This window comes from Albibacillus kandeliae, from assembly GCF_003116585.1.
GTDB classification, from domain to species: domain Bacteria; phylum Pseudomonadota; class Alphaproteobacteria; order Rhodobacterales; family Rhodobacteraceae; genus Albibacillus; species Albibacillus kandeliae.
In genome coordinates this window covers 171,752-186,403 of the sequence record NZ_QEHM01000001.1, presented here as the reverse complement: position 1 = coordinate 186,403, position 14,652 = coordinate 171,752, and the positions used below count along the sequence as shown (strand labels likewise).

Here is a 14,652-nt window from a genome sequence, read left to right as displayed (position 1 = left end):
CTTTTGTGGGGTGGCCCTGCGCCGCCCCACCCTTCCCTCCCCCGGAGCCTCCGGGGGCCGGGCTCCTGCACGCGTGAGAAGATCGAAAGAACAGATGGACCTTTCATTCGTCATACTGGTGGAGATGCTCTACGCCGTCGCCTCGCTGATCCTGATCGGAGCGGGCCTGGCGGTGGTTTTCGGCATGATGAAGGTGATCAACCTGGCGCATGGCGAATTCATGATGATGGGCGGCTATGCCACGATTACCGCCGTCGGACTTGGCGTTAACGTCTTTGTCGCCATGCTGATCATCGCCCCGCTGATCGTCGGCCTGATCGGTCTCGTGGTCGAGCGCCTGGTGATCCGGCATCTCTATGGCCGTCTGGTCGACACGATGCTCGCCACTTGGGGGCTGAGCCTGTTCTTCATCGGCCTGACGACCATGATCTTCGGCAACACCACCACCGGCATCTCCACACCGATCCCCGGGTTCGCCGTCGGGGGTTACCAGATCAACGGCTACAACTTCTTCATCATCGTGGTGGCCGTCCTGCTGCTGATCGGCATCCTCGCCGTGCTCAAGACCACACGCGCCGGGCTGATCGCCCGTGGCGCCATGCAGCGCGCCGACATGGCCGCAACGCTCGGGTACTCGCCTGACCGCATCTACATGGCGACCTTCTTCTGCGGCTCCGCGCTCTCGGGTCTCGCGGGCGCCGTGCTCGCGCCGCTGGTCGGTCTCGTGCCGACCTCTGGCGGGGCCTATATCGCCAAGGCCTTCATCACCGTGATCGCCGGCGGCCCCTCGCTCGTCGCCGGGCTGCTCTCCAGCGCCGGGGTCTTCGGCGTGGTCAGCCAGGTCTTCACCTTCGCCATTTCGCCCGTGATCGGAGAGGTCGCCCTGCTGATCGCCGCCGTGATCTTGCTGCGTCTGCTGCCGCAGGGCATCACCGGGCGCTTCTTCAAGGGTAAGCTGTGATGCAGGGCAGCCTCTCGCGCGACGTGATCGCAACCGTCATCGTCACCGCCATCCTCCTTTGGATCATGCCGCTGCTGATCGGCACCTACACCCTCACCGTGCTGGTAATCTACGGCATGCTGGGGCTTAGTCTCGGGCTGATCTGGGGGTTCGGCGGCATTCTCTGCTTCGGGCAGGCCGCCTTCTTCGGGCTCGGGGCCTATACCTATGCCATCGCCGCCATCAACATCGGAGAAAGCACCCTTCCGATGATCCTGGCCGTGCTGGTGCCCGCGATCTTTGCCGCGCTGCTCGGGGCAATGATGTTCTACGGGCGCCTCACGGACGTGTACCTTGGCGTCATCACGCTGGTGGTCACGCTGATCCTCTTCAAGTTCATGAACTCCACCGCCGGACCGCAGTACGTGATCGGCAACGCGCGGATGGGCGGGTTCAACGGCATCCCCGGTTTTCAGACGCTGAACGTGCCCGGCGACCCCGGCGCCTATATCTGGGGCGACGCCTACTTCTATGTCTGCGCCGTGGCGCTGGCCATCGTCTTCCTGCTGGTCTCGGCGCTGCTCAGATCGAGCTTCGGGCGCATCGCCGTCGGCATCCGCGAGAACGAGACCCGCATGTCGCTGATGGGCTACGACGTCCGCGCCCGCAAGACCGTGCTCTTCTCGACCGGCGCGGCCATCGCGGGGCTTGCAGGCGCGCTCTTTGCCAACTGGGGCGAAATCGTCACCCCCAACCTCTTCTCGCTGGGCCAGTCCGCCGAGATCATCATCTGGTGCATCGTCGGAGGTCTCGGCACCCGGCTCGGACCGATCCTCGGCGCCGCAGGGCTGGCCTATGTCAAGTTCCTGCTCGGCCAGCAGCACCTGATCGACAATACCCTGATCCTCGGCCTGATCCTCGTGCTCTTCGTCCTGTTCCTGCCGCGCGGCATCGTCCCTGCCCTTGTCTCGCTCTGGCGCATCAGTTTCGGACGCCGCCCGCTCGGCCGCATCCACCAGGCGCGGCGGTCGCGCAACCGGGAGCGCCTCCATGGCTGAGATCGTTCTGGAAACCCGCGCGCTGACCATGCGGTTCGGCGGCGTGACCGCTGCCGACAACGTGAACTTCAGGCTGCGCGCGCGCGAGCTGCGCTGCCTGATCGGCCCCAATGGCGCGGGCAAGTCGACCTTCTTCAAGTGTGTCACCGGCCTGCAGACGCCGACCGAGGGACAGGTGTACATGCGGGGTCACGACACCACCCACTGGATGCCGCACCAGATCGCCTCGCTGGGGGTCGGCATCAAGATGCAGACCCCCTCGGTGATGGACAACCTCACTGTCCACGAAAACATCTGGCTGGCCGCCCGGCGGTTCCACCCACCCGAGGAGGCCAACCGCAAGACCGCCGAGATGATCGAGCGGCTGGCGCTTGGCCCGATTGCCCGCAACGCCCTCGGCCAGCTGGCCCACGGCGAGCGGCAGCGGGTCGAACTGGGTCTCGTCGCGGTGGGCGACCCCTGGCTGGTGCTGCTCGATGAACCGGCGGCGGGCATGAGCGCGGAAGACGTCGAGCGAATGACCGGCATCATCCACGAACTGAACAAGACCGCCGCCATCGTGATCGTCGAACACGATATGCAGTTCATCCGCTCCATCGCCGAGGTGGTGACGGTGTTCCACCAGGGCGCCGTGTTGATGGAAGACCACGTGGATCGCGTCATGGCCGATCCGCAGGTCCGCAACGTCTATCTGGGAAAGAAGGCCTGACATGGTGGAAGACAGGGCAATCACGCTCGAGGTGAAGGGGCTTTCGGGAGGGTACGGCAAGGTGCCGATCCTGCACGGAATAGATATCTCCGTCTCCGAGGGCGAAGTGGTGGGCATCCTTGGCCACAACGGCATGGGCAAAACCACCCTGCTCAAGACCCTGATGGGGTTCCTGCCCGCCACGGCGGGGACCGTGCGGTTCCACTCCGCGGACATCACGCGCATGGCCCCCTACGAACGTGCCGGGCTTGGGCTGGGACACGTGCCGCAGGGGCGCGGGATCTTCCCGCAGCTGTCGGTGCGCGACAACCTGCGCTTTGCTTGGCACGACTATTCCGGCGCCTCCGAACACGACGTGATGGAAAGCGTCCTCGTCGACTTCCCCCGCCTGCGCCCGCTGTTGGATCGCGATGGCGGGGCGCTCTCGGGCGGCGAGCAGCAGTTGCTCGCGCTGGCGCGTTGCCTGATGGGAGACCCCGAGCTTCTGTTGCTCGACGAGCCGACGGAGGGAATCCAGCCCTCGATCATCGAGGAAATGGCCGAAACGCTCCTCGCTTTGCGCAAATCGCGCGGGCTGTCGGTGCTGCTGGTCGAGCAGAACTTCGATTTCATTTCCGATCTGTCGGACCGTGTCCTCGTGCTGGAACGGGGCCGGATCACCGGCGCGCTGAGCCGCGAGGACCTTTCCAACCAGTCCAAGGTGGACCAGTTCCTTGGCTTTGGCGCTGCCCGCTCTACCCGTGGCAACGCCACTCCGGCCCCGCGCCCCGGCGCCGCCCCGGCAGCAGCACGGCCTTCCGGTGCGCGCCCGGTCACATCGCAGGCCGCCCCCTCAGACTTCAATCTCGCGGCCCGCCCCGAACCGGCCGCCGGCTTCAGCCACGCCCCGACTTCGCAGGTGAACAACATGACGATCAAACGCCCCTCGCTTTCGCAGATGCGCACAATGGCGCAGCGGTTCGGGATGAACCTCTCGGACGAGGACCTGGCCGAGTTCCTGTCGCTGATGGAGCCCAACTTCCAGTCCTACGACCGGCTCGACGCGATGCCCGACTACCTGCCTTCGGTGCGCTATCCCCGCTCGCCCGGGCACTTTCCCGACTATTCCGAGAACCCGCTCAACGCCTGGTACGTGAAGGCCGAGGTGCGCGGCGCGCCCGACGGTCCGCTGCGCGGCAAGCGCATCGTGCTGAAGGATACGGTCTGCCTCGCCGGGGTGCCGATGATGAACGGCTCCTCGATCATGGAAGGGTTCACCCCCGAGATCGACGCCACCATCGTCACCCGGATGCTGGACGCCGGCGCCACCATCGTGGGCAAATCGCATTGCGAGAACTTCTGCCTCTCCGGCGGCTCTCACACCGGCGCCAAAGGGCCGGTGCACAACCCGTGGAAATACGGCTACATGGCCGGCGGCTCCTCCAGCGGCTCAGCCGTTCTGGTGGCCACGGGTGACGCCGACATGGCCATCGCAGGCGATCAGGGCGGCTCGATCCGCATCCCCTCGTCCAACTGCGGCGTCTACGGGATGAAGCCGACCCACGGCCTAGTACCCTATACCGGCGTGATGCCGGTGGAGCAGACCATCGACCACGTGGGCCCTGTCACCAACACCGTGGCCGACAACGCGCTGCTGCTGGAAGTCCTGGCCGGCGAAGACGGGCTGGACCCGCGCCAGTACAAGCCAAGGGTCTACCGCTATACCGAAGCGCTTGGGCGCGGCGCGCAGGGATTGCGCATCGGCATCCTCAAGGAGGGCTTCCACCGCCCCGAGAGCGAGGCCGACGTGGACCAGAAGGTGCTGGCTGCGGCCGAGCGTTTCCGCGACCTCGGCGCGCGGGTCGAGGAGGTCTCGATCCCCGAGCATCACCTGGCAATTGACTGCTGGACCGCGATCACGCTGGAAGGACTGCAGGACCACATGATGTGGGGCCATTCCGCCGGGTCGAACTATCGCGGCCTGTTCCTGCCCTCGATGATGGACCACATGGCGCAATGGCACGGCCGCGCCGACGAACTGTCGCATTCGCTCAAGGTCTCGATGTTCGTCGGCGAGTATTTCCAGACCCAGTACCGCGGCCGGTTCTACGGCAAGGCCCAGAACATCATGCGCAAGGTCGTGGCGAAATACGGCGAAGCGCTGAAGCAGTATGACATGCTGCTGATGCCCACCGTGCCGATGAAATCGCAGGAAATCCCGCCTGCCGACTGCTCGATCTCGCTCTATGTCCAGCGCGCCTTCGAGATGATCGGCAATACAGCGCCATTCAACAGCGCGGGGCATCCGGCCATGAGCGTGCCCTGCGGGCTGAGCGAAGGGCTTCCCATCGGGATGATGCTGGTCGGGGCGCATTACGGCGAGTTGAAGATCTATCAGGCAGCGCACGCGTTCGAACAGAGCGGCGACTGGCGCGCCATGTAAACCAGTCCAAGGGAGGCGAAGATGTCGATCCTGAGTGAGAGCCTTTCAAGCCGGATTTCCGGCTGGGACGCGACGACGGAGGCTGTTCCCGTCAATCTCGCGCCCGAAGGCGGAATGTCTTATGTGCGCGGCCCCTCGGCCCCCGCGCTGGCCTATATCACCATTCCGCAGCTGGTGCGCGAGACGGTGTCGCGCTTTGGCCCGCGCGAGGCGATGGTCTTTCCCGAGCAGAACGCGCGACTGAGCTATTACGATCTCGACCGCGCGGTCGACGAACTCGCTTCGGGCCTTCTGGCGCTGGGACTGGTCAAGGGGGACCGCGTCGGCATCTGGTCGCCAAATCGGCTGGAATGGGTGCTGACCCAGTTCGCCACGGCGCGGATCGGCGCGGTGCTGGTCAACATCAACCCCGCCTATCGTCTGGCCGAACTGGAGTACGCCCTGAACAAGGTGGGCTGCAAGGCGCTGATCAGCGCGCGTGCCTTCAAGAGCTCGGACTACCTCGGCATGATCCGCCAGCTCGCGCCCGAGCTGGACCGGTGCAAGCCCGGCCAGTTGAACGCCGCCAAGCTGCCGCACCTGCGCAGTGTCGTGGTGATGGGCGAAGAGCCCGCGGCTGGCGTGTTCTCGTTCGAGCAACTCCGCCAGCTTGGCGGACCCGCGCAGATCCTGCGCCTGCCGGCCATCGACGCAACGCTCAATCCCGACGACGCGATCAACATACAGTTCACCTCGGGCACCACGGGCAGCCCCAAGGGCGCGACGCTTTCGCACTACAACATCGTCAACAACGCCCGCTTCGTGACCGACCGGATTCACCTGGCCGAGACTGACAAGCTGGCCATTCCCGTACCGCTCTATCATTGCTTCGGCATGGTGATGGGCGTGCTGGGTGCGATCAGCAAGGGCGCCGCGATGGTCTTTCCGGGCGAGGGCTTTGACGCCGCCGCCACGCTCGATGCGCTTGAACGCGAGCGCTGCACCGCGGTCTATGGCGTCCCGACCATGTTCACCGCCATGCTCGAAGCGCTGGAAACCCGGCCCCGCGACCTGAGCAACATGCGCACCGGCATCATGGCGGGGGCACCCTGCCCCGTCGAGATCATGCGCCGCGTGAACCGCGACATGAACATGCCCGAGGTCACCATCTGCTACGGCATGACCGAAACTTCGCCCGTGTCCTTCCAGAGCTTCGTCGCCGACCCGACGGACAAGCGCTGTGAAACCGTGGGCCGGGTACACCCTCACCTCGAGATCAAGCTCGTCGGCCCCGATGGCGGCATCGTCCCGGTGGGCGAACGCGGCGAACTCTGCACGCGCGGCTACTCGGTGATGAAGGGCTATTGGGACGACCCTGCCCGGACCGCCGAGGCCAGCACCGACGGATGGATGCACACCGGCGATCTCGCCATGTTCGACGCCGAAGGCTACTGCGCCATCGTCGGACGGGTGAAGGACATGATCATCCGGGGCGGCGAAAACATCTATCCGCGCGAGATAGAGGAGTTCCTGCTCCGCCATCCGAAGGTCAGTGATGTGCAGGTCTTTGGCATCCCGGACGAGAAGTTCGGCGAAGAAGTCTGCGCCTGGGCCACCGCGCGCCCCGGCGAGGCGCTCAGCGCAGAGGAGCTGCGCGCTAGTTGCGAGGGCCAGATCGCGCACTACAAGATCCCGCGCCATATCCGTGTCGTCGAGGACATGCCCATGACGATCACGGGCAAGGTGCAGAAGTTCGTCATGCGCGAGCGGATGATCGAGGAACTTGGCCTGATAGGTTAAAGCCGCCGCCAGAGGAGCCTGCGCCTGCCGCCCCGCGCCCCTCAGCCCTCTTCCGAGACCGAGAAACCGCGCGTCGCGGTGACGCTCTTCACCACGTGCTCCGAGAACAGATCCAGCCGCGCGGGCAGACGGTCCAGCGGCGGGTAGTAGAGCGTCAGCCATAGCTGTGGGGGCGTCCACCCGGGCAGCACCTGCACCAGCGCCCCGCTGGCCAGGTCCGCCTCAATCATGAAGCGGGGCAGCAGCACCAACCCCTGACCCGCGCGCGCCAGCCCCGCCATCAGCCCCGCACTGTTGACCGACAGAACCTCCCCCACCCGCAGGCGGTGGCTCTCCTTGCCCGACTGCAGCTCCCACACCTCTCCACGCCCCTGCGCGTCATGTCCCACGCAGACGTGGTGTTGCAGGTCCGAGGGATGTACCGGCACGCCACGTTCTTCGAGGTAGGCCGGTGATGCCGCGATGACCCGGTCGACCCTGCAGATCTTGCGCCAGATGCTCAGCACCTCGCGCGGCGCCTGCGAAATGCGGATGGCGAGATCGAAGCTGTCATCGACGCTGGCCACGAAACTGTCGTTCAGGACGACCGAGAAGGTCACCTGCGGATGCAGCGCCCGGAACTGCGCGATGATCTCCGGCAGCGCCTCCGCGCCAAAGGCGATCGGGGCATTGAGGCGGATCAGACCGGCGGTGTCACCGTGGCGGTCACGCAGGTTCTCCGTCGCCTGCCCGATGCCCTGCAGCAGCGGGTCGATCTCGGCGGCATAATCGGCACCTGCGGGGGTGAGCGAGACCCGGCGCGTCGTGCGGATGAAGAGCTGGAGCCCAAGTCGATCCTCCAGCGCGGCGATGGAGCGGGTCACCGAGGGCGGAGGCAATCCCAGTGCGCGGGCGGCGCCGACGAAACTCTGCTCGCGTGCCACGGCAAGGAAGACCCGCAGCTCCTCGATTTCACCCATCGTGACCGCTCTCCTGTCCCGAACGTTCTATACTGCCCGCAAGGGGCGAGAGATCATCTCGCAAGATTACATACGATTTAGGCAATGGTGAATGATAAATTACATATATTCACCAAAACAATTCAAGGGATCATTCTGACGGCGAACACCCTGCCGCATCCAAGCACCGCGGCTACCAAGTCAACGTCGGCTGCAGACCCCAAGAGACCTGTCGACCGACCATCCAGGGACCGACGACGATGACCGCAACGACCACCGACTCCGGCAGCCCCTGGAGCCCTTTCCGGCAAAAGGCGTACCTTGTCCTCTGGGGAGCGACCGTGGTGTCGAACATCGGCACATGGATGAACGATGTGGGCGCCGGCTGGCTGATGACCAGCCTCGCCCCCTCGCCCCAGATCGTTGCGGCGGTCCAGGCAGCCACGACACTGCCGGTGTTCCTCTTCGCGGTGCTCGCAGGGGCCGTGGCCGACATCGTCGACAGGCGCAGGCTGCTGCTCATCGTCAATCTGCTGCTCGCGATAACCGCGATGATCCTCGCGGTTCTCGTGCAGGTCGATGCCATGACACCGGTTCTCCTGCTGATCTTCACTTTCCTGCTCGGCTCCGGCGCGGCCTTCATCGCGCCCGCTTGGCAGGCCATCGTCCCCAAGCTCGTCCCGCGCGAGGATCTGACGGCGGCCGTGGCGCTCAATTCGATGGGGATCAACATCAGCCGCGCCATGGGCCCTGCCGTCGCGGGCATGCTGATCGCCGCCTTCGGGCTGGTCTGGCCCTTTGCCCTCAACGCGCTTTCGACCCTCGTGGTCATCGCGGCCCTGATCTGGTGGAAACCGCCAGCCGAACCCGAGCGAACTCTTCCCGCCGAACACGTTCTTGGCGCCATGATCGCAGGTGTGCGCTACGCCGTCTTCACCAAGGGATTGCGGCTGGTCCTCCTGCGCGCCACCGGCTTCTTCCTCTTCGCCAGCGCCTTCTGGTCGATGCTTCCGCTCTTCGCCCGCGAAACCCTCTCGGGCGGCGCGGGTCTGTACGGTGCCCTGCTCGCCTCTGTCGGGATCGGTGCCGTGGGCGGCGCCCTCGTACTGCCCGGCCTCCGGGGCAAGCTCGGGCCCGACCGGACCGTCCGGCTGGGCACTGTCGGAATGGCCATCTCGCTCGGGCTGCTTGCCCTGCTGCCCACCCCGGCCACCGGCCTCCTCGCCGGGTTGATGGCGGGCGCCGCATGGATCGCGGTCCTGTCGAGCCTGAACGTTGCCGCGCAGTCCGTCCTGCCCGACTGGGTGCGCGCCCGCGGCCTCGCCATCTTCCTGACGGTGTTCTCCGGCGCGATGGCTCTTGGCAGCCTTGCCTGGGGCACCGTCGCGGCCCACAGCTCGATCGGCACCTCGCAGCTCGTCGCCGCGATCGGCCTCGTCCTCGCCATCCCGCTGACCGCCCGCGCCCGGCTCTCCGGCCTCGGAGCCGACCAGAGCCCCGCGCACCACTGGCCCGAGGCCGACATCCCCCTGCCTGACGACAACGACGGCCCCACGACCATCTGGATCGCCTACGACGTGCCCGCCCCCGCCCGCGCCGAGTTCCTCGGGCTGATGAAAGAGCAGCGCCGCAGCCGTCGCGCCCACGGCGGCTATGGCTGGGTCCTGCGCGAGGACGCCTCGGTGCCGGGCCGGCTGATCGAAAGCTGGCACGAGGCGTCCTGGCTCAATCACCTGCGCCACCACGACCGGGTCAGCCGTGCCGAAGCCGAGATGCAGGCCCGCATCCGCGCGCTGCTGACATCTTCCCCCGAAATCCATCACCTGATCACCCCAAGGAAAGGCTGACACCATGAGCTGGAACCCCACCCAATCCCCCGACTGCCCCGACGCGCTGCCCGACAGCCTCGACGCCATCGAGACGCTGATCATCCCGCGCGCCCGCGACCTTGGTGGTTTCGAAGTCCGCCGTGCCCTTCCCGCGCCCAAGCGGCAGATGGTCGGCCCCTTCATCTTCTTCGACCAGATGGGCCCCGCCGAGTTCCTGACCGGGGGCGGCATCGACGTCCGCCCGCACCCGCACATCGGCCTCGCCACCGTGACCTACCTCTACAAGGGCGAATTCCACCACCGCGACAGTACCGGCGCCGACCAAATGGTCTACCCGGGCGAGGTGAACTGGATGATTGCCGGGGGCGGCGTCACCCATTCCGAGCGCACCAGCGACGAGATGCGCACCAAGCCCGGCGCCCTGTTCGGCATCCAGACCTGGGTGGCCCTGCCCGAGGACGCCGAGGACCGCGGCGCCTCGTTCGAACACCACGGCAAGGAGGCGCTGCCCTTCCTCGACGAAGGCGGCAAGCAGGTCCGCCTGATCCTCGGCTCGGCCTGGGGCGAGAGCTCGCCGGTCAAGACCTTTACCGAGACCTTTTATGCCGATGTGGTGCTCGCCCCCGGCGCCAAGCTGCCCCTGCCCGAAAATCAGGAAGACCGCGGCATCTACGTGACCAGCGGCGAAATCACGGTCGCGGGCGAGACCTTTCCCGAGGGTCGCATGATGGTCTTCCGGCCCGGCGACCACATCAGCGTGACCGCAGGCGCGCAGGGCGCACGGCTGATGGTGTTGGGCGGTGAGACGATGAACGGCCCGCGCTACATCTCGTGGAACTTCGTGGCCTCGTCGCCCGAGCGGATTCAGGCGGCCAAGGATGCCTGGCGCCAGGGCGACTTCACCCACGGCCGGTTCCACCTGCCGCCGGGTGACACCGACGAGTTCATCCCGCTGCCCGACAACATCTGACCTCAGGCGGCCCGGCGCCAGCGCCCGGGGCTCAGGCCCTGGGCGCGCTTGAACATGCGCGTGAAATGGCTCTGGTCCGCGAAACCGCAGGCCAGCGCGATATCGACCAGCGGCAGCTCGGTGAGCCGCAGCAGCAACCGCCCCTGCTCGATACGTTCGGCCAGCAACCACTGGTAGGGCGACATGCCCGTCGTTTCCCGGAAATTGCGGAAGAAGCTGTTGCGCGGCAGATCCAGTGCCTGCGCCACGTCATCGAGGCGGAGGCTTTCAAACTCCACCGACATCAGCATCTCCTTGGCCTTTGCGACCTGTGCGGGAGACAGGCGTGTCGGCTTGCGCGACCGCCGGGTCACTCCGTGGGTGGTGCCGAGGTGCAGCATCAGGCGCGCCCCGAACTCGTCCGCCTCCAGCGGGTCGAACAGCTCTGGCTGCGCCAGCCAGCCAAGCATGCCCTCCACCATCTGCCCGAGCGCGGCATCCGTCGCGTCGCGCGTCGGGGAAAGGCGCAGGCTGGTCCTGAGCGGAAGTTCGATCAGCAGGAAATCGAAGGCCCCCTCGGCGGTCGCGGCATAGTCGACGTCGAACTCGCGGATGTAGATGGAATGTCGGTCAAAGATACGGTCGTGCCGGCGGCTGCCTTCGCGGCTCTGCCGCCGGTGGCCCGCCTGCAACGACATGCCAAGGATCATCCCCCGCTCCTGCGCCGGGGTGGAAATCTGGGAGAAGACCCGGCCCTCCGCCGTCTTCCGCAGGAGCGTCAGATCACCGGCCCGGGCGCTGTGATTGTTCCTCAGCGCGTTCAGAGAGCAACCGAGGTTGTCCCGCGATCGCTTCAATTCACTCTGGATATCTGCAATCGCCTGGTCGGACATTGGCGCGCCTTTCTCAAACGGCCCAGCAGGCGCACCCTAGCGCGCCCCAGAAACTCTTCAGGTCGCTGACCGGGAGACTTGCGCCCCAGGCCCCTGCGTGATCGTGACCATGAACACCGCAGGAATTGGCGCAACCGCAGCTTTGGGCGACATGGCGCGATACGGCCATGTTTTCCGCGCCCCAGCCCGCATAACCGCCAAACTGCCGCACCGGTGACCAATCCGGCATCGCCGGCGGAACATTGGTCTCGTCAAGGTCGGCGTAGTCGCCCTTGGCAAAGACCACCCGGCCGCCGACCATGGTCATGTCGCTGGTGATGTCGGGAATCTCGGCCTCCGGGCAACCGAAGTAATCCCGATCCGGCATGACCAGATCCGCAAAGTAGCCCGGGGCCACCCTGCCGCGATGGCCCTCGTCGCCCGAGAACCAGGCGACCTTTTCGGTCCACATGCGGAGCGCCGTCTCGCGGTCGAGGCAGTTGCGCTCCGGCGTGACGCGCAGTCCGCCGACCGTCCGGCCCGAGACCAGCCACGAGAGCCCGACCCAGGGGTTGTAGGAGGCGACCCGCGTGGCGTCGGTCCCTGCCGAGGTCTTCACCCCCATCTCCAGCATCCGCGCGACCGGTGGCGTCGCCTCGGCCGCCCGCGATCCGTAGCGCTCGACAAAGAACTCGCCTTGGTAGGCCATGCGGTGCTGAACCGCGACGCCGCCACCGAGAGCGGCGACCCGGTCGATTGACCGTTCCGAGATGGTTTCCGCATGGTCGAAGAACCAGTTGATCCCTTCCAGCGGAATGTCCCTGTTCACCTTCTCGAACACGTCGAGCGCGCGGGAGATTGTCTCGTCATAGGTGGCGTGCATCCGCCACGGCCAGCGGTTCTCGGCGAGGATGCGCACCACATCCTCCAGTTCGCCCTCCATGCCGGGGTCAGGGTCGGGGCGCGGCTCGCGGAAATCCTCGAAGTCGGCGGCGGAGAACACCAGCATCTCGCCCGCACCGTTGTGCCGGAAGTAGTCGGTGCCCTGCCGGTAGGTCACCGACTTGGTCCACTTGAGGAAATCCTCCTTCTCTTCCTTCGGCTTCTGCGTGAAGAGGTTGTAGGCCAGCCGGACGGTCAGAAGATCGTCGTCGGCCAGCTTCTGGATGATCTCGTAGTCCTCGGGATAGTTCTGCATCCCGCCGCCCGCGTCGATCACGCCTGTCACGCCCAGGCGGTTCAGCTCGCGCATGAAATGGCGGGTCGAATTCAGCTGGTAATCGAACGGCAGCTTCGGCCCCTTGGCCAGCGTCGCATACAGAATCCCGGCGTTGGGCTTGGCCAGCAGCAGCCCCGTGGGATTGCCCTTGGCGTCCCTCTGGATCTCGCCGCCCGGCGGATTCGGCGTGTTCTTGTCATACCCGACGGCCCTCAGCGCGGCGCCATTCAGCAAGGCACGGTCGTAGAGATGCAGCAGGAAAACCGGCGTATCGGGCGCAATGGTGTTGATCTCGTCCAGCGTCGGCAGCCGCTTCTCATCGAACTGTGCCTCCGTAAAGCCGCCAACCACGCGGACCCACTGCGGCGGCGGAGTGATCTCGACCTGCCGGCGCAGCATGTTCATCGCGTCCGAGAGCGAGCGCACGCCGTCCCAGCGCAGTTCCATGTTGTAGTTCAAGCCGCCCCGCACGACATGCGTATGGTTGTCGATCAGCCCGGGCAGCACGCTGCGCTTGCCGAGCCCGACCAGCCGCGTTCCCGGCCCCGCCAGCGCCAGAACCTCGTCATCCGAGCCCGTCGCGGCGATGCGACCGTCCTGTATCGCGACCGCCTGCACAAGAGGTGCCATCGGGTCGAGCGTCGTGATGGCGGCGTTGTGCAGGATCAGGTCGGGATGCATCAGGAGGGTTCCTTGTCCTTGGTGCCGTGGGCGCTCGGCATTTCTCCGAAGAGGTGAAGCGCGGACTGGCTGATCATGTGACGGCCGGTCAGCCAGCGGTAGATCGGCACCGCCTGCTCACCGATCAGGATGCCCAGCAACCCGACCAGTGCCACCACCGGCGGCGCGGGAGAGCGCACGTGCATCAGGCTGTAGATCACGCCAACCAGAAGGCCTGCGCCGAGCGATACGAGGTAAATCTTCATGAGATATCTCCAGGAATCGGCGAACGGGAAACGTCACACTCTTCATGCCTGCGGCGGCGCGAGCGTTATTGAACATTCGTCCCGGTTGGGCAGGCAAAACCTCACCTTCGGTCGTTTGCAGCAAAGCCTGAAACCGGTCGATCCTTCAATACTGTGATTGCGCCTCAACTCATCATGACCGCGTACGCCAAGGCGCACACCGCCCCAACCATTGCGATTCCAGGAATGGTGAAATCGACATTATTCCAATTATCGAAGCACTGAAACACCCGCATAGTCCCCCTACAGACACCAACAATTCCCCGACAGAGGACCACGGACATGACCGGCAAACTCGACCTTCTCACCCCGACGAACAGCCAGATGATCTTTATCGACCACCAGCCCCAGATGGCCTTTGGCGTACAGTCGATTGATCGCCAGGTGCTGAAGAACAACACCGTCGCCCTCGCCAAGGCGGCAAAGGTCTTCGGTATTCCGACCACGATCACCACCGTCGAGACCGAGAGCTTCTCGGGCAAGACCTACCCCGAACTGCTCGACGTGTTCCCGAACCACCCGCTGCTGGAACGCACCTCGATGAATTCGTGGGACGACCAGAAGGTGCGCGACGCCCTCGCCGCGGCCGCCTCGGAAGGTCGCAAGAAAATCGTCGTCTCGGGTCTCTGGACCGAGGTCTGCAACCTCTCCTTCGCCCTCTCCGCATTGGCGGACACCGACTATGAAATCTACATGGTCGCCGATGCCTCGGGCGGCACCAGCAAGGAAGCGCACGACATGGCCATGATGCGCATGGTGCAGGTCGGCGTGGTGCCGGTGACCTGGCAACAGGTCATGCTCGAATGGCAGCGCGACTGGGCCAAGCGCGACACCTACGACGCGGTCATGGAGATCGTGCGCGAGCACTCGGGCGCCTACGGCATGGGCGTCGATTACGCCTACACCATGGTCCACAAGGCCGACTCGCGCAGCGCGCACAGCGGCGAGACCCTCGCCCCCGTCCCGGCCTGA

The 14,652-nt window shown here is 65.7% G+C and carries 12 protein-coding genes; 8 read left to right on the top strand and 4 right to left on the bottom strand.

Features of this window, described 5'->3' with window-relative positions:
• Positions 1–94: 94 nt before the first annotated feature.
• Genes DDT93_RS00860 through DDT93_RS00840 form a run of 5 tightly spaced genes read left to right on the top strand, consistent with a single transcriptional unit; the run spans position 95 to position 6,908 of the window.
• Positions 95–961 (top strand): ABC transporter permease subunit, encoded by an 867-nt coding sequence (locus tag DDT93_RS00860; protein WP_109463902.1) that lies wholly within the window; start codon positions 95–97, stop codon positions 959–961.
• Positions 961–1,998, top strand: a complete 1,038-nt coding sequence (locus DDT93_RS00855; protein ID WP_109463901.1) for a branched-chain amino acid ABC transporter permease — start codon at positions 961–963, stop codon at positions 1,996–1,998. The genes DDT93_RS00860 and DDT93_RS00855 overlap by 1 nt, the downstream gene beginning before the upstream one ends.
• Entirely contained in the window at positions 1,991–2,707 is a 717-nt protein-coding gene (locus DDT93_RS00850; RefSeq protein WP_109463900.1) for an ABC transporter ATP-binding protein, read from the top strand. The genes DDT93_RS00855 and DDT93_RS00850 overlap by 8 nt, the downstream gene beginning before the upstream one ends.
• 1 nt (position 2,708) lies before the next feature.
• Positions 2,709–5,129, top strand: coding sequence for an amidase (locus tag DDT93_RS00845; protein ID WP_109463899.1), 2,421 nt, complete (start codon positions 2,709–2,711; stop codon positions 5,127–5,129).
• Positions 5,130–5,150: 21 nt separating this feature from the next.
• On the top strand, positions 5,151–6,908 hold the full coding sequence (locus tag DDT93_RS00840; RefSeq protein WP_109463898.1) for an AMP-binding protein: 1,758 nt from the start codon (positions 5,151–5,153) through the stop codon (positions 6,906–6,908).
• Positions 6,909–6,949: 41 nt separating this feature from the next.
• Here the strand turns inward: DDT93_RS00840 and DDT93_RS00835 are convergent, their stop codons facing one another.
• Entirely contained in the window at positions 6,950–7,867 is a 918-nt protein-coding gene (locus tag DDT93_RS00835; protein ID WP_109463897.1) for a LysR family transcriptional regulator, read from the bottom strand.
• A 239-nt stretch (positions 7,868–8,106) separates the two neighbouring features.
• On the opposite strand from DDT93_RS00835, the gene DDT93_RS00830 reads away from it, so the two are divergent.
• Positions 8,107–9,693, top strand: coding sequence for an MFS transporter (locus DDT93_RS00830; RefSeq protein WP_109463896.1), 1,587 nt, complete (start codon positions 8,107–8,109; stop codon positions 9,691–9,693).
• 4 nt (positions 9,694–9,697) lie between these two features.
• Positions 9,698–10,645, top strand: coding sequence for a pirin family protein (locus DDT93_RS00825; RefSeq protein ID WP_109463895.1), 948 nt, complete (start codon positions 9,698–9,700; stop codon positions 10,643–10,645).
• 2 nt (positions 10,646–10,647) lie between these two features.
• Here the strand turns inward: DDT93_RS00825 and DDT93_RS00820 are convergent, their stop codons facing one another.
• The 3 genes from DDT93_RS00820 to DDT93_RS00810 all read right to left on the bottom strand — a co-directional run bounded on the left by DDT93_RS00820 (position 10,648) and on the right by DDT93_RS00810 (position 13,641).
• Complete coding sequence (locus DDT93_RS00820; RefSeq protein ID WP_157960055.1) at positions 10,648–11,334, bottom strand: helix-turn-helix transcriptional regulator; 687 nt, start codon at positions 11,332–11,334, stop codon at positions 10,648–10,650.
• Between the two features lie 196 nt (positions 11,335–11,530).
• Positions 11,531–13,396 (bottom strand): amidohydrolase, encoded by a 1,866-nt coding sequence (locus DDT93_RS00815; protein WP_109463893.1) that lies wholly within the window; start codon positions 13,394–13,396, stop codon positions 11,531–11,533.
• Positions 13,396–13,641, bottom strand: coding sequence for a XapX domain-containing protein (locus DDT93_RS00810; RefSeq protein ID WP_109463892.1), 246 nt, complete (start codon positions 13,639–13,641; stop codon positions 13,396–13,398). The genes DDT93_RS00815 and DDT93_RS00810 overlap by 1 nt, the downstream gene beginning before the upstream one ends.
• A gap of 321 nt (positions 13,642–13,962) precedes the next feature.
• Here DDT93_RS00810 and DDT93_RS00805 point away from each other — a divergent pair, with 321 nt between their 5' ends.
• A complete protein-coding gene (locus tag DDT93_RS00805; protein ID WP_109463891.1) occupies positions 13,963–14,652 on the top strand; it encodes a hydrolase in 690 nt (229 codons plus the stop codon).